Annotated in this window: 17 protein-coding genes; 11 read left to right on the top strand and 6 right to left on the bottom strand. The window is 61.3% G+C overall.

Translation table 11 applies throughout. The features are described 5' to 3' along the window. Nucleotides 1–14: 14 nt before the first annotated feature. The 5 genes from AC1DDS_RS08465 to speB form a co-directional block, all read right to left on the bottom strand. On the bottom strand, nt 15–815 hold the full coding sequence (locus AC1DDS_RS08465; protein WP_477478476.1) for an ABC transporter permease: 801 nt from the start codon (nt 813–815) through the stop codon (nt 15–17). Next, nucleotides 812–1,666, bottom strand: coding sequence for an ABC transporter permease (locus tag AC1DDS_RS08460; RefSeq protein WP_477478475.1), 855 nt, complete (start codon nt 1,664–1,666; stop codon nt 812–814). The genes AC1DDS_RS08465 and AC1DDS_RS08460 overlap by 4 nt, the downstream gene beginning before the upstream one ends. Beyond that, on the bottom strand, nt 1,663–2,700 hold the full coding sequence (locus AC1DDS_RS08455; RefSeq protein WP_477478474.1) for an ABC transporter ATP-binding protein: 1,038 nt from the start codon (nt 2,698–2,700) through the stop codon (nt 1,663–1,665). The genes AC1DDS_RS08460 and AC1DDS_RS08455 overlap by 4 nt, the downstream gene beginning before the upstream one ends. 167 nt (nt 2,701–2,867) lie before the next feature. After that, nucleotides 2,868–3,956, bottom strand: coding sequence for an ABC transporter substrate-binding protein (locus AC1DDS_RS08450; RefSeq protein WP_477478473.1), 1,089 nt, complete (start codon nt 3,954–3,956; stop codon nt 2,868–2,870). Nucleotides 3,957–4,025: 69 nt separating this feature from the next. Beyond that, on the bottom strand, nt 4,026–5,084 hold the full coding sequence (speB, locus tag AC1DDS_RS08445) for an agmatinase (protein WP_477478472.1): 1,059 nt from the start codon (nt 5,082–5,084) through the stop codon (nt 4,026–4,028). A 184-nt stretch (nt 5,085–5,268) separates the two neighbouring features. On the opposite strand from speB, the gene AC1DDS_RS08440 reads away from it, so the two are divergent. From AC1DDS_RS08440 to AC1DDS_RS08400, 9 genes are all read left to right on the top strand, one after another. Continuing rightward, nucleotides 5,269–6,306 carry a LysR substrate-binding domain-containing protein gene (locus AC1DDS_RS08440; RefSeq protein WP_477478471.1) on the top strand — a complete coding sequence of 346 codons (1,038 nt, stop codon included), beginning with the start codon at nt 5,269–5,271 and terminating at the stop codon, nt 6,304–6,306. 11 nt (nt 6,307–6,317) lie between these two features. After that, a complete protein-coding gene (locus AC1DDS_RS08435; RefSeq protein ID WP_477478470.1) occupies nt 6,318–7,493 on the top strand; it encodes an aminotransferase in 1,176 nt (391 codons plus the stop codon). 185 nt (nt 7,494–7,678) lie between these two features. Continuing rightward, nucleotides 7,679–8,167 carry a MarR family winged helix-turn-helix transcriptional regulator gene (locus AC1DDS_RS08430; RefSeq protein WP_310417397.1) on the top strand — a complete coding sequence of 163 codons (489 nt, stop codon included), beginning with the start codon at nt 7,679–7,681 and terminating at the stop codon, nt 8,165–8,167. A gap of 239 nt (nt 8,168–8,406) precedes the next feature. Next, on the top strand, nt 8,407–9,651 hold the full coding sequence (repA, locus tag AC1DDS_RS08425; RefSeq protein ID WP_477478469.1) for a plasmid partitioning protein RepA: 1,245 nt from the start codon (nt 8,407–8,409) through the stop codon (nt 9,649–9,651). 337 nt (nt 9,652–9,988) lie between these two features. Beyond that, nucleotides 9,989–11,191 carry a plasmid replication protein RepC gene (gene repC / locus AC1DDS_RS08420; RefSeq protein ID WP_477478468.1) on the top strand — a complete coding sequence of 401 codons (1,203 nt, stop codon included), beginning with the start codon at nt 9,989–9,991 and terminating at the stop codon, nt 11,189–11,191. 191 nt (nt 11,192–11,382) lie between these two features. After that, nucleotides 11,383–12,051 (top strand): TetR/AcrR family transcriptional regulator, encoded by a 669-nt coding sequence (locus tag AC1DDS_RS08415; protein ID WP_310417385.1) that lies wholly within the window; start codon nt 11,383–11,385, stop codon nt 12,049–12,051. Nucleotides 12,052–12,105: 54 nt separating this feature from the next. Next, nucleotides 12,106–12,321 (top strand): heavy-metal-associated domain-containing protein, encoded by a 216-nt coding sequence (locus AC1DDS_RS08410; RefSeq protein WP_477478467.1) that lies wholly within the window; start codon nt 12,106–12,108, stop codon nt 12,319–12,321. A 375-nt stretch (nt 12,322–12,696) separates the two neighbouring features. Next, nucleotides 12,697–13,350 carry an NUDIX hydrolase gene (locus AC1DDS_RS08405; RefSeq protein ID WP_477478466.1) on the top strand — a complete coding sequence of 218 codons (654 nt, stop codon included), beginning with the start codon at nt 12,697–12,699 and terminating at the stop codon, nt 13,348–13,350. Nucleotides 13,351–13,519: 169 nt separating this feature from the next. Continuing rightward, the gene (locus tag AC1DDS_RS08400; RefSeq protein WP_477478465.1) at nt 13,520–14,443 is read left to right on the top strand and encodes a glycosyltransferase family 2 protein; all 924 of its coding nucleotides are present in this window, start codon (nt 13,520–13,522) and stop codon (nt 14,441–14,443) included. Here the strand turns inward: AC1DDS_RS08400 and AC1DDS_RS08395 are convergent. Continuing rightward, nucleotides 14,440–16,044, bottom strand: a complete 1,605-nt coding sequence (locus tag AC1DDS_RS08395) for a GMC oxidoreductase (protein ID WP_477478464.1) — start codon at nt 16,042–16,044, stop codon at nt 14,440–14,442. The two genes, AC1DDS_RS08400 and AC1DDS_RS08395, sit on opposite strands and share 4 nt — an antisense overlap. 444 nt (nt 16,045–16,488) lie before the next feature. On the opposite strand from AC1DDS_RS08395, the gene AC1DDS_RS08390 reads away from it, so the two are divergent. Next, on the top strand, nt 16,489–16,695 hold the full coding sequence (locus tag AC1DDS_RS08390) for a hypothetical protein (protein ID WP_477478463.1): 207 nt from the start codon (nt 16,489–16,491) through the stop codon (nt 16,693–16,695). A 370-nt stretch (nt 16,696–17,065) separates the two neighbouring features. After that, nucleotides 17,066–17,509, top strand: a complete 444-nt coding sequence (locus tag AC1DDS_RS08385; RefSeq protein WP_477478462.1) for a hypothetical protein — start codon at nt 17,066–17,068, stop codon at nt 17,507–17,509. Nucleotides 17,510–17,543: the final 34 nt, after the last annotated feature.

Genomic DNA, 17,543 nt, shown 5'->3' with positions numbered 1-17,543 from the left:
GGTAGATGGTCGCGTTACTTCTCGTTGCTGGCCATCGCACCCAACAGCTTCGGCAGGTCACCGAAGCGGGCGACGAGGCCGAAGATCAGGGCGGCAATCGTGACGAACAGGATCGTCACGGATGCCATGGTTGGCGTGTAACCGTAGCGCAGCGCGTTGAAGATCTTGATCGGCAGCGTCTCCATCGTAAAGCCGATCGTCATGTACGCGACGATGTACTCGTTCAGCGACAGCACGAAGGCGAAGGCATAGCCGGAGACGAGATAGGGCAGGATCAGCGGCAGCACGACGGTGCGGAAGACCGTCCGGTCGTCGGCGCCCATCGTTGCGGCCGCCTCCACGAGCGACCGGTCGATCGAGGAGAAGCCGAGCGACAGCGTCACCAGCGGCAGGGTGACGAAGAAGATCGCGTGGCTGATCGCTGCCGTCCATGGCTGTCCGTAGAAGCCGGTCGTTGCCCAGAAGGTCAGCATGCCGAGTGCCGTGATGACAGGCGGAAGGGTGAACGGGGCGATGCCGAGCAGCTGGAAGATGTTTGCCCAGGGTGCATGGCGGCGCCAGAGAAACCAGGCAAGCGGCAGTGCGATCAGAAGCGCCAGCGCTGCGGAAACGGCTGCCAGCGTGATCGAGGCCAACAGTGCGCTGCGCCATTCGGGGTTGAGAAAGATCTCGCCATACCAGGACAGCGAAAACCCCTGAGGCGGAAAGGCGAGCGTCTGCTTCTCGTTAACCGAAACGCCGGCGACAACGATCAGCGGCATCGACAGGAAGAGTGCGACAAGACTGAGATAGAAGCGCGTGAGGATCGACGTCATGCGGCTTCTCCCTTGCGGCCGGCGAAGAGTGTGAGGCCAACCAGCGCGAGCGTGACGAGCACCAGGAATACGGCCATGGCGGCGGCGAACGGCATGTTGGACTGGTAGATCGCCTGGTCGGTGATCAGCACCGACAGCGTCCAATGCTGTGGCCGGCCGAGAATCTGCGGCAGCAGATAGGAGCCGAGCGCGAAGATGAAGACCATGATCAGGGTGGCAACGACCGTATTGCGCAGGGCCGGCACGACGACGGTAAAGAAGGATTTCAACGGCGAGGCGCCAAGCGTGCGGGCCGCTTCGGTCAGTGTCGGATCGAGGCGGACCAGCGCGGGGTACAGCACGAGCACGGTATAGGGCAGCGCCTGGTAGACCATCGCCGTCAGCACCGCGCCGAAACTGGGGTTGAGTGCCACGGCTTCGCTCATCAGCCCGATCGCAACGAACAGATTGGTGATGCCGGCGGTGCGTGAGAACAGCGTCGACCAGGCAAAGCCGATGATGACCTCGGACAGCGACAGCACCGACAGCAGTGCCACCAGCCAGACGACTTGGGTGCGCCGGCGAGCGCGTGTCAGCAGATAGGTGAAGGGCACGGCGATCAGCACGCAGCAGATGGCGACGGCAATCGCAAGGAACAGCGAGAAGCCGAGCACCTTGCCGAAGAACGGGCTGAGGAAGCGGGCGTAGTTGTCAAAGACGAAGGCTGTCGAGTAGAAACCGGCCGGGTCGCGCTTGAAGAACGAGACAGCAATCATCGTCGCGAACGGCACGACGAAGAACACCGTCAGCATCGCGGCCGGGAAGAACAGCGGACCGTAGTCGGCGAGCCTTTGCGGCGCTTCCCGTCTCATGACTTGAGCACCACGCAGGCGTCGGGACTGAGCTTGACGCCAATCTCTTGGCCGACCGAGACGTCGGGGCGCGCATTCGGCATCGACACGGCGACGATCTGTTTGCCGCCGGCCTCCACGAAGGTCTCGATCGTGCCGCCGAGATCGCGCACGAAGATGACCTTGCCGGGGATCGCACCCGGTCCGGGGGCGGTCAGGCGCACGTCTTCCGGGCGAACCGAGAGGATGCCCTTCCCGAGCCCGGCGGGAACGGAGAGGTCCTCGATCGGAGTGCCGAGGACATTGGCGCGGGCGGCGCTGTCGACGGAGAAGTCGATCAGGTTCGTCATGCCGATGAAGTCGGCGACAAACGTATCGGCGGGGCGGCGATAGATTTCGATCGGCGCTGCCGCCTGGCGGATTTCGCCGCTGTTCATGACGACGACGGTGTCGGCCATGGTCATGGCCTCGCGCTGGTCATGGGTGACGACGATCGTGGTGATGCCGAGCCGCTGCTGCAACTGGCGCAACTCGACCTGCATCGCCTCGCGCAATTTGGCGTCGAGGGCCGAAAGCGGCTCGTCGAGCAGGAACAGTTTCGGCGAAATCGCCAGCGCTCGGGCAATCGCCACGCGTTGGCGCTGGCCGCCGGACAGCTTGGAAACCGGCCGGTCGGCATAGCCGGACAGATGGATCATCGCCAGCAGTTCGTCGACGCGTTTCTTCTGGTCCTCTTTGGGCAGGCCGCGGATGCGCAGCGAATAGGCGATGTTCTCGCCGACCGTCAGGTGCGGAAACAGAGCCAGCGACTGGAACACCATGCCGAGATCGCGCTTGTGGGTCGGCACGCGGGTGATGTCGGCTCCGTCGAGACTGATGGCGCCGCCGGTCGGAAGATCGAGGCCGGCGATCATGCGCATCAAGGTGGTCTTGCCGCAGCCGGACGGACCGAGCAGGCAGACGAAGGTTCCGTGCGGAACCGTCAAGTTGACGTTCTTCACCGCGGTGAAGCTGCCAAATTCCTTGGTGACGTTTTCTAGGGCCAGTCCGGACATTGGGTCTCCGCTCTGCAGGTTCGCGAGCATTCAGATTGTGAAATTGCCCCTCACCCTAGCCCTCTCCCCGCATGCGGGGGGAGGGAACGCGCGGAGGCTGCCGCTTGTGTCTTCTCCCCGTTCACGGGGAGAAGCTGGCCGGCAGGCCGGATAAGGGGCCGCTTGGATCAGCCGACGATCAGTTCCGTCCACTTCTGGTTCAGCCAGTCGGACTTGGTCTGATAGAGGTCGTAGCGCGGGATGATCGGCTCGATGTCTGACGAGACGGCGGCGAATTCCGCGTCGGTCAGGTCGAGCAGTTCGCGCTTGACGGTCGGTGCCGTGCCAACCTTGCGCGACAGCGTCGCCTGGATGGCCGGCTGGCACATGTAGTCGATGAAGACGTGGGCTTCTTCGACCTTCTTGGAGGCGCGCGACAGCGCCCAGCAACCGGAATCCTGGATGCCGCCTTCCTTCGGGAAGGTCGAGCGGACCGGATGGCCGTCGGCGGCAGCAAGGCCGGTGACGTCGTGATAGTACTGGCCCATCGGGATTTCGCCCGACTTCAGCGCCTGTTCGAACTGGGCCTCGTCGCGGTACCAGAGCGCCACGTTCGGCTTGACCTCGGCGAGCTTCTCGAACGCCTTGAGGATGCCTTCCTCGGTGTCGAGCGCGTTGGTGCCGCCCATGAAGGTCTTGGCCGTCACCTCGAGCAGGAAGGAGTTGGAGACCAGGGCCAGCAATCCGAGCTTGTCGGCGTTGGCCGGATCCCAGAACGCCTGCCAGGAGGTCGGCGCCTCCTTGTAGACATTGGTGTTGGTGACGAGCGTGATGTACCACGCCACCGCCCCGATGCCGGCGATGCGGCCGTCCGGATACTTGTTGACGAAGCGGTCGAGCAGGTTACCGGCATTCTTGATCTTGGCCGTGTCGAGCGGCGCCCAAAGTTCAGTCGCCTGGCCCTTCAGCATCGCCACCTGCGACATCATCGAAACGTCCGCCGGAGCCTGGCCGGCCTTCGCCGCCTGCTCGAGCTGAACGAGCCAGGCTTCGCCCGTCGGCTCGGCGATCGATTCGATCGCGATGCCGGTCGCCTTGGTGAATTCCGGAAAGATGTTCTTGTCGAACGAATCCTTGAAGTAGCCGCCATAGACGCCAACCTTCAGGGACTTTTCCTGCGCGCGGAGGATCGAGGGCATCGCCAGCAGCGATGCACCGGCCACGCCGGCGCCGAGCACGCCGCGGCGGCTCACATTTGCGTTGAGGATGTCACGCATCGTCTTTCTCCAGTTTCTGCGATCCGGATCGACTCCACGGATCGGCATGTTCCCATTTTCTATTATATCTCAAGCCTTTGCCATAACGGAAGGGCTGAATACCATCAGGCTGAGGATTTCGAACAGAACCTGCGCGCCGGCATGCGCCGTATTCGTCGTGGCATCGTATTGCGGAGCCACTTCAACGACGTCGCCGCCGACGAGGTTGATACCCTTCAATCCACGGATCAGTTCGAGCACCTCGCGGGTCGTGAGACCACCGACTTCCGGCGTGCCGGTGCCCGGTGCGAAGCTAGGGTCGAGGCTGTCGATGTCGAAGGAGAGATAGGTCGGACCGTCGCCGACGATTTTCTTCGCCTTCTCGATGATCGCCGGGATGCCCATGCCGGTGACTTCCTCGGCATGGATCACCGTCATGCCGGAGTCATAGGAGAACTCCCACAGATATTCCGATGAACCACGGATGCCGATCTGGATCGTGCGGGTCGGGTCGAGCACGCCGTCAAGCACGGCGTTGCGGAACGGTCCGCCGTGGTGGAACTTGGTGCCGTCGAAAGAGCCGCCGGTATCGCAATGGGCGTCGATGTGAATCATGCCGACCGGCTGCTTCTTGCCGACCGCCTTCATGATCGGGTGTGTGATCGAATGGTCGCCGCCGACGGCGAGCGGAATGACGCCGGCATCGACGATCTGGTTGAAGCGTTTCTCGATGTCCTCGTGACTCATCTCCAGCCGGAAACGGCTGCGAAACGGCACGTCGCCGATATCGGCAACCCGCAGATCGTATGCCGGAGCGCAGTCCAGCACGTGGTTGTAGGGGCCGATGCGCTCGATGGCGCGCAAGGCGCGCGGCCCGAAGCGCGAGCCGTTGCGGTTCGTCACAGCGAGATCCATCGGCACGCCGGTAATGGCGACCTGGAGATTGCCGAAGTCCGGGTTCTCCGCATCGACCGGCATGTGCGGAGCCGACAGCAAGGTGGGGACGCCAGCATACGGTGCGAGGCGGGTGCCGCTTTTGGAGAAGATCTTGTCTGCGACCTTGCGGAAGGCGGGATTGAAGATGTCGCCGCCGTGACCGTCGCCGAATTTTGCCCGAAGTGCCTGGAGCTTGCTGTCGTCAAATGCCATTTTCGCCTCGCTTGACCTGATCTGTCGGCACGGGGATACGTCGGCTTGATTTGTCAGCTGCGAATTTCGTTCCCCGGGCTTTGCCCTTGTTGCCATCATTACGTAACAAATCGGCTAGAAAAGCAATTGACATTGTTATAGCGTTTTATGTGAGAAAATTTCACATCGAAGTGCGCCTCCATCCATGTCCAGCCGTCTGCCGCCCCTGAACCCGTTGCGCGCCTTCGAGGCCGCGGCGCGTCGAGGTTCGGTTTCGGCAGCTGCGCGCGAACTGAGCGTTACCCACGGCGCCATCAGTCATCAGATCAAAGCGCTCGAAGAGGCGCTTGGCGCAGTGTTGTTCGAGCGCGGCGGCAAGCGGCTGAAGCTGACCTCGCAGGGCGCACTGCTGCTGCCAGCGGTCACGGAGGCGTTCGGCGGCATCGCAGCGGCGACGGCATTGATGAGAAGGCCGGCGACCACCGGTTCGTTGACGATCACCTGCGTGCCGGCACTGTTGTCGTTCTGGATCATCCCAAGGCTGAACCGCTTTACGGATCGATACCCAGGCATCAAGCTCACCCTCATTCCCGCGAATGATCCGTCTCAGGTGTTCTCGCGCGACGTGGACGTGTCCATTCTCTATGGCGACGGCAATTGGCCGGACTGCTGGACGCGGCTCTGGAGCCATCTGCGGCTCTTTCCGATTGCGAGTCCCACCCTTCTCAACAGCCGGCCCTTGCGTTCTGTGCGTGACCTTGTCGACCACACGCTGTTGCACGGCGACCGGGACGGGCGAGAGTGGACCACCTGGTTTGCCGCCGCCGACGCCGTTCATTTGCCGCGCGGGCCGCAGCATTTCCTGAGCGATGCTCGCCTTTCGACCGAGGCTGCCCTGCACGGCCAGGGAATTGCGCTGGGTGATACGATCACGGCGGCGAGCCTGATCGCCCGCGGCGAAATCGTTGTGCCGTTCGATCTGTCGGTTCCGGCCAATGATGCATTCTACGTTGCTTGCCGGCAGGATGTCCGCGCGGCGCCCATCGTCAAAGTATTCATTGACTGGCTGTTCACCTCTCTGGAAGAGGACAGCTTGCCGGAGCCGCAAATCTCGGCGCGCATGCTGCTGCGCGGTCGAGGCGGGCGGACGGCGGAGAACGTCAGCCCCCTCCCCGGCCTGCCAGACGGCGAAAAAAGACAAACATTGACCGACGAACCCGCGTGCGACGCGGATTTACCTTGAAAGAAGCGCCAATGCCCAAATTCAACCCTGCCGTTGAAACCCTCGCCGCACCGCCGATCCCCACGGTCTTTGCCTGGGGACGAAGCTACGATGGCCGCAGCGGTCCGATGATCGACCTGTCGCAGGCCGTGCCTGGATATCCTGCCCATCCGGAGATGCTGCGGCTGCTTGGCGACTATGCTGCCAACAGCGCCTATACCGGCTATGGTCCGATCGAAGGCGATACCCGCCTGCGGCAGGTGTACGGGGCGCACGTGGCTTCCTTCTACGGTGCCAGCCTTGACGCCGAAAATGTGCATATCACGTCCGGATGCAATCAGGCCTTCGTCTGCGCCGCGATTGCCCTCGCCGGTGCGGGTGACACCGTGCTGATGAGCAATCCGTACTACTTCAACCAGGAAACAACGCTTGGCATGCTTGGGATCAATGTGCGACTGGCAGCCTGCGATCCTGAGAACGGTTTTCTTCCCGATCTTGCGATGCTTGAGGAAGCGATCACGCCGGACGTGCGGGCATTGGCGCTCGTGTCTCCGAACAATCCGACCGGCGCAGTTTATTCGCCGGAGCTCCTCTCCGGCATTTTCGACCTTTGCCGTGCGCGCGGTATCTGGCTGATCCTGGACGAGACCTATCGCGACTTCCTGCCGGAAGCAGGCGTGCGCCCGCACCGGCTTTTTGAGAAGCCGGACTGGCAGCAGACGCTGATCAGCCTTTACAGCTTCTCGAAATCCTTCTGCATCCCCGGCCACCGTCTTGGCGCGATCACCGCTGGTCCTGCGGTCGTCGAGCAGGTCGCCAAGGTCATGGACAACGTGCAGATTTGCCCGCCCCGCTCTGCGCAGGCCGCCGTCGCCGACGCGCTACCCCTGCTGGCTGAATGGCGCGAACAGAACCGGCTGGAAATCGCCCGCCGAGCCTCAGCGCTTAAGGAAACGCTAGAGGGGTTGAACGGCTGGTCGATCGGTGCTGTCGGAGCGTATTTCGCTTTCGTCCGCCATCCATTCGCGGACAGAACGTCGAGCGACGTTGCCGAGGGGCTCGCCAAGGAAGCGGGCATACTCTGCCTGCCCGGGAGTTATTTCGGCCCGGGCCAGGAGCGCTACCTCCGCTTTGCCTTCGCCAACGCCAACAGCGAAACGATCCGGCTGTTGAGGGATCGGGTGCAGCGGTTCGGCGACGCTTCCTAATGGGACGCATCCGGTCGGGGCGTCGCACACTTCGCCGCCGCGCAAATGTGTGAGGCGCCTCAGCCGAACGACATATGTAAGTCATACTATTTATCCCCAGGTCGTGTCGGTCGCCCGGCATTTGCGTGTTGCCAATTGCCACATTTCAGAGGAGCCTCATTTCAGAGACGGCGATGTGGGACGCCATGACGAACACTGTTGAAAATGAGGAGCTTGGTGAGGCCGGCGCGCTCGATGTCTCGTCGATCGAACACAGCGTCATCTTCCAGATGAAGCGCACGCAGACGCTGCTGACGCGCCGCTTCCACTCACGGTTTGCCGGCTTCGATCTGCGCCCCGGCGAGTACGGGATCCTTCTCCTGATAGCCACGAATCCGGGCCGCAAACAGACCGAGATCGCCGACGCGCTCGGTGTTCAGCGTGCCAATTTCGTACCGCTCATCAATGCGCTGGAGCGCCGGCAGTTGACCGAACGTCGGCCGTCGCTGCAGGACCGCCGTTCCAATGCGCTCTACCTGACGCCGATTGGAGAGAGCTTTGTGCAGAAGATCTGCCAGGTCGAAGCAGCGTTCGAGGCCGAATGCACCGCCCGTCTTGGCGGCGTGAAGGCGCGGGAGGCTTTCCTCGCGCTGTTGTCGCGGGTCGTGGCAGGCACGGCAGCCACCAGCCCATAATCGTGCGGCTTCCCTGTAAGTGGTGGAAATGATTCTGTTTCCCCGCCCCCCTGTTTATAACTCGTTAACCAATTCCGCCTTGACGCGGAACGGGAATCGGCACACCGTCTCTAACGGAAATTGATGGCCGATCGGCATTTCGCCGTTACCGAGCGACTCTCCTGTTAGATCGGTCATCTGACGTAACCGCGCAGCAGCGCGATTTTGGTTGGGCAGTTGATGCCCCGAGGACGAGTATGATGGTAGCGCCCAACAGAACGGACGACGCGCAGCCCGCCGCCGACGAGGCGATTGCGGCGGATGCGCGCATCCTGTCGGCGCAGCTCAAGGCGATGCGCGAGCGGTTCTTTCCTCCCACCGCGAAGAAGGTGCTGCGCAGCTTCACCTCTGGCGAGGCGGCGCGTCTGATCGGTGTTTCGGACGGCTACCTCCGACAGCTCTCGCTTGCAGGCGAAGGGCCGCGGCCGGAAACCGGCCCGGGCGGACGGCGATTCTATTCACTGACCGATATAAACGCGCTGCGAGCCCATCTGGCCGACCAGGCGCTCGCCAAGGGCAACCTGGCCAAGGCACGCGGCTATCGCAAGTGGCGCGACCACGGCGGCGGCGAACACCTGCAGGTCATTGCCGTGACCAACTTCAAGGGCGGTTCGGGTAAGACCACCTCGGCCGCCCATCTGGCCCAGTATCTCGCGCTTGCCGGCTACCGGGTGCTGGCGGTCGATCTCGACCCGCAGGCCTCGCTCTCGGCCCTGTTCGGCTACCAGCCCGAGCTTGATCTCGATGGCAACGACACGCTCTACGGGACGATCCGCTATGACGACGAAGCGCGGCCGCTGAAGGACATCATCCGCAAGACCTATTTCGATGGACTCGATCTGGTGCCCGGTAACCTCGAACTGCAGGAGTTCGAGCACGCAACGCCGCGCGCATTGGCGATGCGACAGGCGGGCGCGTCCGGCCAGCCGCTGTTCTTCGCTCGCGTCCACGCGGCGCTACGCACCGTCGAGGACAAGTACGACGTCGTTGTGCTCGATTGCCCGCCGCAGCTCGGTTACCTGACCCTTTCAGCGCTTTGCGCCTCGACATCGGTGATCGTCACCGTTCATCCGCAGATGCTCGACGTCGCCTCGATGAACCAGTTCCTGTTCATGACCTCGGACCTGCTGGCGGTCGTGCGCGAGGCGGGCGGCCGGCTCAATTTCGATTTTCTACGCTATCTCGTCACGCGCTTCGAGCCGAACGACGCACCACAGGCGCAGATCGTCGGGCTGATGCGTTCGCTCTTCGGCGACCGGGTGCTGACGGCGCCCATGGTCAAGTCGACGGCGGTCTCGGATGCCGGCCTGACGAAGGAAACGCTCTACGAGGTTGGCCGGGAGAATTTCACCCGCACCACCTACGACCGGGCGATGGAAAGCATGAATGCCGTCAACGCCGAGATCGAGGGGCTGATGCTCTCCGCCTGGGGGCGTTTCGGCTAGCGCAAGGATTCCGGTCGGGCGAGCCGCCCTGCCGGGAATGATGGAAACGAAACGGGAAAGGATCGAAGCAAGAAAAAAGGCCTCCAAAACGTCGCCATTCCGGAAGCCCTCTTCAATGTAGCAGTTCAAGAGAATCACTTCCGACAGTCAAAGTCAAGAGTCCGCCATCGTTTTTGCCGGTTGCGGAACGGATATTTATTGTCTGTCGCCATCCGCGACGCAACAAAAAACGCTCTGATTTCAATGAATTAGAGCCTTCCCGCGCATTCGTCCGAATGCGTGACGGCTTTGCTATGACGTTCGGGCCCGGCCTCTTGCCTCCTTGAGAGGGACGACCATGACGGAGAGACTGGCGACGACGCCTTTCGGCGGCGGCAGGATGACTGCGCGCGTCTTTGCGATGCAGAAGCGGGTTTTCGAGACGCAGGCCAGGCTTGCGGCCGAGGCGGGCGGCAACGAGACGGGGACCGCCGAGAAATGGCAGCTCCTTCGTGCGTTGACGGAAGCGCGCGTGCACTACGGACTCTCGGACCGGACGATCGCCGTGCTTGAGGCGCTGCTGACGTTCCATCCGGAAAAAATCCTCGACGGTCGCGCACCGATCGTCGTGTTTCCGTCAAATGCGGAACTGTCGGTCCGCTCGCGCGGCATGGCGCCGGCAACGCTTCGGCGGCATTTGGCGCTGCTGATGGCGGCCGGCATGTTGCTGCGCCGCGACAGTCCGAACGGCAAGCGCTATTGCCGCCGCGACGAGCGCGGCGTGGTGGAGGAGGCCTTCGGGTTCGACCTGGCGCCGCTGGCCCTGATGGCGAGTGATATCCATCAACAGGCTGAGCGCGCGCGTGCAGAGGCCAAGCGCCGTCAGGCTCTCCGTGCCGAGGTGACCCTGCACCTGCGCGACGTGGCGAAGATCATCGAGGCGGCGCTCGCCGAGGGGCGTCTGGGCGCGTGGGTGGAGCACCAGATCGCCTTGGCCGCGGTGTCAGGGAGGCTCAGCCGCAAGGCCTCGTCCGAGGCGCTGGGCGAGCGCAAGGCGGCCCTGGTGACGTTGCGGCGACAGGTGGAAGAGGACTACCTGAACTCCCTCTCAAACGAAGAAATGAGCGCCAATGACCTTCAAGATGAGCGGCATATTCAGAATTCAAATGCAGACCCCGCTTTTGAAATAAACGGCAAAGAGTCAATGCGGGCGGAGCCGGCGGCGCAGGAAAGCAGCCCGACGCGCAAGGGGGTGGCGGTTAGCCTGAAGCGAGTCCTGGCGGCATGCCCGGAAATCGGATCCTATGCGAAAGACGGGTTGGCGACCTGGGCCGATCTCATCAAGGCGGCCGCGTTGGTCCGCTCGATGCTCGGCATTTCGCCTGACGCCTACGCAAAAGCCAGGGCGGCGATGGGGGACGGGGCCGCTGCGGTGGTGGTCGCCGCCATCCTGGAGCGTTCCGACCAGATCCGCTCGCCCGGTGGCTACCTGCGCGAACTGACGCGCAAGGCCGAGGCGGGAAAATTCTCGGTACTGCCGATGATCAAGGCGCTGGAATGACCGCGATTCCAAAGTTCGACGCGTTGGGTGAAGGAGTAGCCGGAACCGGCGGCGCCGTGCCGGCGATAACCCAAAGTGATCGGCGCGGCACCGAAAGAAAGGAGAAAGCGTACGACGACGGGGAATAATTCCTTAAGCTGCAGCTGATTTGGTGAGAGAATAACGTGGTGATTCACGCAGGAAGCACGGGCATGACGGCGAAAGCCGGGGATCTGGAACAGCGCCTCAGGCGCAGACCGAAACAGGAACGCAGCCGCGGGCGCGTCGAGGAAATATTGCGGGTCGCAAAAGAGCTGATCGGTGAGAAGGGTATCGACGGCATGACGATGCGGGAGGTCGCGTTGCTCACCGGCGGCCCGATTGCCTCCGTCTACCAGTATTTTCCAAACAAGTCGGCAATCATCGCCATGCTCTACGAGCAGCACAGTGCCGAAACGCGCGCAGGCATCGAGGTCAGCCTTTCCGGAGTTCAGGACATGGCTGGCATCCGCGATGCAGCCGACGCAATCCTGAATGGGTACTATCTGCAAGTTGCCGGCGATCCGGCGATCCAGGACCTGCTGAACGCCATTCAGGCCGACAAGGAACTCCAGAACATGGACATCGTGGAGACGCGGCGGCAGGCCGAACTTTTCTGCGCGATGTCGTCTCACCTGCTCGAGACAACCGACCGTGAGCGCTTCGGCCGGCTCGTATTTCTGCTCTTTCAGCTGGCGGGCGGCGTCGTCAGGCTGGCGATCACGCTTCCCGCGGATGAAGCGGAGATGATGCTGGTCGATTTCAAGCAGATTATCCACGGCCAACTGGCAGGCTTCCGTGCGGCCGACGCACCGGAGCTCAAAGCCCAAGAAAGCGCTTGACCTTGCCACGGGGGAAAGGTTCAGGATCCGCTCGTTCAACAGGAAAATTGCGAAATGACGAACGAGACCACCCTTGCATTCTCCGTCGAAGATATGACCTGCGGCCATTGCGTGCGGACCATCACGGCAGCCGTTGAGGCGGCCTTCCCTGGCGCGAAAGTTACCGCCGACGCAGCGACCCATCGAGTAACCGTCGCGGGCGTTCAGGATGCAGGTGCCATCGCTGGCGTCATTGCAGCTGAAGGTTATACGCCGGTCACATTGGCCTGAGCCCTGGCGGGGGAGACGGGTGCTCGTCGCTTCAGCGCTAGCCGCCTCATGGCCAAATGCGGACAACAGCCTCATGGCATAGATTTGTCATCGGAGCCGTCGGCGCTGGCCGAAAGCAGCGCCCGATGGGCGATCCGGTCATTTTCGCGCACCTGTCATTGAACGGCCTTGATTGCCCCCTATATATCTTAACATGTGCATGGAAACCTTTATCAGGACATCAAGGCTGGCCGGGACCTCTCGTGGGTTTTCCCGGAGCGGTCTTCTTGAACCCTGAATACCGCACGCCTCGTCCGCTCCGGGACATTCTCAACGCCAACTTGCGGTTCACTCCCTTGTCGCACCCTCCAGGTGCCGCACCGATTGGACCTATCAATGAGAATTTCGTCCTCCAGCCGAACCTGTAGTTCATGCCACCGCTACCTTCCACGCGCGGCTTCACGCTGCCCCTGGTGTGCGTCGCCGGCCGTATCTCCGTCTTATCGTCCCGCCCGTTCAATGGGTCGCTCGTCTGCCGATTCCAGCAACGGCCGCGGCGAACAAAAGGATGCGACGACCGACCGCTCTTCGCTTCGCGCTTCGGCCCGTGAGGCCGAAGCACCGGCTCGCCTGCTTCAATATGGGGCGCTGCCGTGGCGTGTCGGGCGTTGTGGAAACGTAAGAACCCTTCTGATTACCTCGCGGGGACGGGGGCGTTGGATCGTGCCAAAAGGCTGGCTCGTGCGCGGGGCCTCGCCGACCCAGTCCGCCGCTCGGGAAGCCTACGAAGAGGCAGGGGTGATCGGCAAGATCCACGGAACGCCGTTGGGACAGTACAGCTACATGAAAGAACACGATGACGGGTCGAGCGATCTGTGCGACGTGTCGCTGTTCGGTCTGCGCGTCCGCGGTACGTTGATCAACTGGCCGGAGAAGGGGCAACGGCAGCGCCGCTGGTGCACATTGGCCGAGGCGAGCGAACTGGTCGACGAACCGCAACTGAAGCAGCTTCTGAAAACCGTAGAGAAAGACGCGACAGCCTTAATGTGATGGCTGCGGGCCGTGCCCAGCAGCAACGTCCTTGCCGGGTACGGCGTCGGCCAAAGCGGTTCAAACTAAATGATGACGTTTTTTGCTCAAAGGTTGGGCGTGTCACCCCTTTCATTGCCCGGCGGCGCCCTGCACCATGTGGTTAAACCACCGGGTGGGATTGCTTTTCATGGGGACATTGCCGGCGCTAAGTGTTGTCATACCGCACCTCAACGAACCTAGCGACAATCTCCGTCAATGCCTGCTGGCGCTTCAGGCGCAGCGCTCCGACGGAATTTCGTTTGAGGTCATCGTCGTTGACAACGGTTCGGTCGACTTGCCAGCTGCTGTCTGCGCGAGCTTTCCGGATGTACGCCTGGTCAGCCAACCGACGCCCGGCCCAGGTCCTGCGCGCAATCTTGGCGCGGCCGAAAGCTCGGGCGAACTGTTGGCCTTCATCGATGCCGATTGCGTGGCCCAGCCCGGCTGGATCAAGAGCCTGGTCGGTTTTCTGAACGGTCGGCCCGAGGTGGATCTTGTCGGTGGCGACATCGGAATTCGCATGACCGATCCAGAAAAGCCCACCAGTATCGAAGCCTATGAGAGCATCTACAGTTACCGCGCGCGCAGCTATGTCGAGCGATACGGTTTCGCGGCGACCGGAAACATGGCAGTCCGGCGCACGGTTTTTGAAGCCGTCGGGCCTTTCGGCGGCATCTCGACGATGGAAGATACCGAGTGGGGTCAGAAAGCAACTTCCATGGGGTACCGCATTGCCTTTGTCCCAGAAGCCAAGGTCTTGACGCCCTCCTGCAAATCGTTTGCGGAGTTGTCGCGGCGGTGGGATCGGCATGTCGCCCACGAGTTTCGCCACATTGAAGGGCGCCGGCTTGGAACCCTCCGCTGGCTGCTGTCATGCGCTGTTGTCGCTGCCTCACCGATCGGCGAGTTGGCGAAAGTCCTCGCGTCCGATCGCATTTCCGGCGTCGGCAGTCGTGTCGGGGCGATGGCCTGCCTCACCCGTATTCGGCTGTATCGGGCGTGGTTGATGGTTCGCCTACTGCAAACACGCCGCCAGGCTGCATTGGTCGACAATTGGAATCGCGGCGATTAGGGCAGCGCTTTCACCGCGCCAAAACGCCTCGTCGCGGCGTACATGTCGGCAAAATAGTAAGCCAATTTCATGATAGTGAAGGTAGGATTGGCGCTGCCCGCCGTCGGGAAAACCGATGCGCTGACGACGGATACATTCGAAATGGCGTGGCAGCGCAGGCTTGGCGACACGACCGAGGTGTGGGGATCCATACCCATTCGCGTCGTCCCTGAAGGATGGGCGCATGGCTCTGCGCTCTCACCCAAACTGGCACTTTCATTCAGTACCTCGGCGGTCCAATGCAGCGGGCAAAGATGCGCGAGCCCCACAGATCTCCAGTACTCCGAGAGGTGCGATATCGTGGCACGGAGGGTTCGCTCTTCGCTGGGCATAGCCTGCCATCGCAACAAGGCCTTCGGGACACCGAGGCGGTCCCGCTCGCAGGACAACGAAATACGGTTGTTCCAATTCGGCAACTGTTCAGCACAGAGCATGATCTTGAAATCGACGCCGCTTGGAACGAATAGCTGCTTATGGGACAGTCGCCAGTAAGCGCCCTTGGCGAGCAAACCGATATTGCGCGACAGTCTCAGCAGTTCTTCGAAGTCAACCTTTCCAAGCTGCACGCCTTCCATGACCTTCTTCAGACCGGCGAGCTGGCTGTTGCCGAATTCCATCGCCAGGTATGCGAAGGAACTGCCGACGCCGGCCGTCACCTGTGCCTGGTGTCCGAGTTCCAGATGCAAGTCCCGTCGGGTCGAATTGATGTATCGGTATCCAAACAACTGATTGGTCGAAGCTACGTCGCTACGGTCAACAGTTGCGATTTCAAGCTTCAGATGATCCTGGAAGTAATGTCCCAACCCGCTGGATGGATGAAATATCCGGTCATCGGAAGCCCGATTGATCAATAGCAATAGCCTTGTTGTCTCGATCGTTCCGGCTGCGATTACGAAGTGATCCGCCCGTATGACGATAGATTTGCCACTGAAATTGCGTGCGACTATCCCGCGCAACAGGCCAACTTCCCGGTTCAGCTCGAATTCGCAGGCAGTGGCGCCGAGCCAGATTTCAATATTCGGATTGCTCTCCAATTGGCGTCGCAACAAGGTTGCAATATTGCATTTTCTGAAACTAGGGCATTTGGCCCACCGCATCCGAAATCGGCTCTGAGGCTCATACGGCTTCCATACCGGTATGCCGGAGACGCCATCGTATGCGCCCCTCGCCACTCCAAGGGCTTGTTCAATTTCGTCCCCGTACCGATCTAGCCGAGAAATATCGATCGGCCAGGCTGGCAGTTCGACATGCTCGCGGCTGCCGGTGTCGCAGTCGCTCAGGGGGATTATCCGTCCGCCCCACCGCGACGACGTGCCGCCCAAACCGCGGTAGCGCCCAGATAATGCCCTTGAATAGTTTCCGGAGGAAAAGTCCATCCCGTTGAGCTGGTGTATCTCTTCGTCAAAATACTCATTGCCGCTTTCAAGGACGACAACTTTTCTTCCATTTTTCGCGAGGCGCGTGGCCAATAGCAGACCTGCGACACCGGCCCCAACAACGCAAAGTTCAGCCGACAAGGATGACTTTGCGATGTCGATCTGGTTGAGGTTAAGTATCGCCATCAACAAAACGTGATTACTTTTTTACTGGATGTAAACACGACCAAATTGCTTATGGCGTAATGTACCTGGGCATAGGGTGTACGGCCGACACCAACACCTTCGCATATTACGCCGCTATGTCCGCCAAGAAGGCAGCGTTACTATCTGCCACGTTATACGTACAAATGATTGAGAAGTGCCGCGATCTGAACAGAAAGAGCCGTTTCGATCAGGGCAACCCCTATGCTTGCGGATATTGGCGACCCGTTCATCGTCATCTCGCCCCGGTGGTTCGCGGAGCGATGCGCGCCTGCCTCGCTGAAAAGCCTCAAGGCAGAAGGGTGACTTGCGCAAAGATTTCACCCCTCGGCGGCTCTTGAAGGAACCGCCCGGAGATCAGATATTTTCTGCTGTTGGGAAGTAGCGGCCAGAAAGGGGCCGCGCCAGAGTGGGGAGGACATAACCGTGATCCAACGTCACCTGTTGCACAACCACATCATCGGGCCTGATGAAATTTCCAAGCTCCAGTCGGTATTTGACGAGATTTGCCAGCGTCGGAAGATCGATCCTGGCGGAGAGGAAGCGGCCGGATTGGCCCGACGTATTTTTGCACTGTTCCAAACAGGCATTCACGACCCTGACAAACTGCGAGCAATGCTCGACGTGACTTAGGCCTTGCGCCTGATCTCCAATGCAGCCGGAACTAGTCCGCGACGTGCGCGTTATTGGCTGTTCTGGATGGAGGTTGCCACGATGTATGACGGATTTGTCGAGCTTTCAGTCTTGGCGATCGCCCTGCTGTTCGTGCTCTTGTTGACGATCGTGCTGTAGCAATCCGCAACGGCTCGACGGCGATCAAATGAGCGCGCCCGCTTCGATCAGCGGACCAGCCTCGACGCAACTGTAGATGACAGGGCTGTATGGTGCGTCCAAGGGTTACTTTCGTTCGGTGAGGTTCGAGGGCACAATATAGTCACCGTCGCAAATGATGAGTTGAGCCCCGACGGCATTCTCTTTTCCACCGGTTCGGATGGGGAAAGCGATGAGTTCCAAGTCTGGACGGAAGACGATAGTTCCAAAGCACGACAAGTATAACGCCATCGAACGGATCGTCGCTGCGGTTGCCACCGAACCGTGGTTTGAAGACAGACCGCCGCAGCGGGAGGGATTACGGTTCGCACTGTCCGACCTTTATGATCGCGGCCTGGTCTTGCGGGACGAGCTTGCTCTGTTTGCGCTCGCCCTCGCCAGGAGGCGCTATTGCAGGCCGGAATTGAGCGCCGGGCAATACTTGGCCAAAGAGGGCGTTTTCGCGCCGGAAGACCTCACCCTCCTTCGGGCAATTTTCGATTTTGCCAGCAAAGTTGTTCCGGCGGGTAGTGCCGAGGCGAGCGCCCTCGGGCGTCGGGTGGTGCGCTTGTACAGAGCCGGATACCGCGATCCGTCGGCAATGCTAAACCTCCTCGACACGCTGAAGCGAACATAACTTGTGACGCCCGGTGCCCCTTTCCTGGTGGCGC

It is taken from the genome of Mycoplana sp. 10N416 (assembly GCF_056394765.1).
Note: the sequence above shows the minus strand (reverse complement) of the source record. Positions and strands in the feature narration are given on the sequence as shown.

What these genes read in the sequence shown, in the direction of transcription:
- AC1DDS_RS08465 (WP_477478476.1), bottom strand. Translation starts at nt 815, where the DNA reads ATGACGTCGATCCTCACGCGCTTCTATCTCAGTCTTGTCGCACTCTTC.
- AC1DDS_RS08460 (WP_477478475.1), bottom strand. Translation starts at nt 1,666, where the DNA reads ATGAGACGGGAAGCGCCGCAAAGGCTCGCCGACTACGGTCCGCTGTTC.
- AC1DDS_RS08455 (WP_477478474.1), bottom strand. Translation starts at nt 2,700, where the DNA reads ATGTCCGGACTGGCCCTAGAAAACGTCACCAAGGAATTTGGCAGCTTC.
- AC1DDS_RS08450 (WP_477478473.1), bottom strand. Translation starts at nt 3,956, where the DNA reads ATGCGTGACATCCTCAACGCAAATGTGAGCCGCCGCGGCGTGCTCGGC.
- speB (WP_477478472.1), bottom strand. Translation starts at nt 5,084, where the DNA reads ATGGCATTTGACGACAGCAAGCTCCAGGCACTTCGGGCAAAATTCGGC.
- AC1DDS_RS08440 (WP_477478471.1), top strand. Translation starts at nt 5,269, where the DNA reads ATGTCCAGCCGTCTGCCGCCCCTGAACCCGTTGCGCGCCTTCGAGGCC.
- AC1DDS_RS08435 (WP_477478470.1), top strand. Translation starts at nt 6,318, where the DNA reads ATGCCCAAATTCAACCCTGCCGTTGAAACCCTCGCCGCACCGCCGATC.
- AC1DDS_RS08430 (WP_310417397.1), top strand. Translation starts at nt 7,679, where the DNA reads ATGACGAACACTGTTGAAAATGAGGAGCTTGGTGAGGCCGGCGCGCTC.
- repA (WP_477478469.1), top strand. Translation starts at nt 8,407, where the DNA reads ATGGTAGCGCCCAACAGAACGGACGACGCGCAGCCCGCCGCCGACGAG.
- repC (WP_477478468.1), top strand. Translation starts at nt 9,989, where the DNA reads ATGACGGAGAGACTGGCGACGACGCCTTTCGGCGGCGGCAGGATGACT.
- AC1DDS_RS08415 (WP_310417385.1), top strand. Translation starts at nt 11,383, where the DNA reads ATGACGGCGAAAGCCGGGGATCTGGAACAGCGCCTCAGGCGCAGACCG.
- AC1DDS_RS08410 (WP_477478467.1), top strand. Translation starts at nt 12,106, where the DNA reads ATGACGAACGAGACCACCCTTGCATTCTCCGTCGAAGATATGACCTGC.
- AC1DDS_RS08405 (WP_477478466.1), top strand. Translation starts at nt 12,697, where the DNA reads ATGAGAATTTCGTCCTCCAGCCGAACCTGTAGTTCATGCCACCGCTAC.
- AC1DDS_RS08400 (WP_477478465.1), top strand. Translation starts at nt 13,520, where the DNA reads ATGGGGACATTGCCGGCGCTAAGTGTTGTCATACCGCACCTCAACGAA.
- AC1DDS_RS08395 (WP_477478464.1), bottom strand. Translation starts at nt 16,044, where the DNA reads ATGGCGATACTTAACCTCAACCAGATCGACATCGCAAAGTCATCCTTG.
- AC1DDS_RS08385 (WP_477478462.1), top strand. Translation starts at nt 17,066, where the DNA reads ATGAGTTCCAAGTCTGGACGGAAGACGATAGTTCCAAAGCACGACAAG.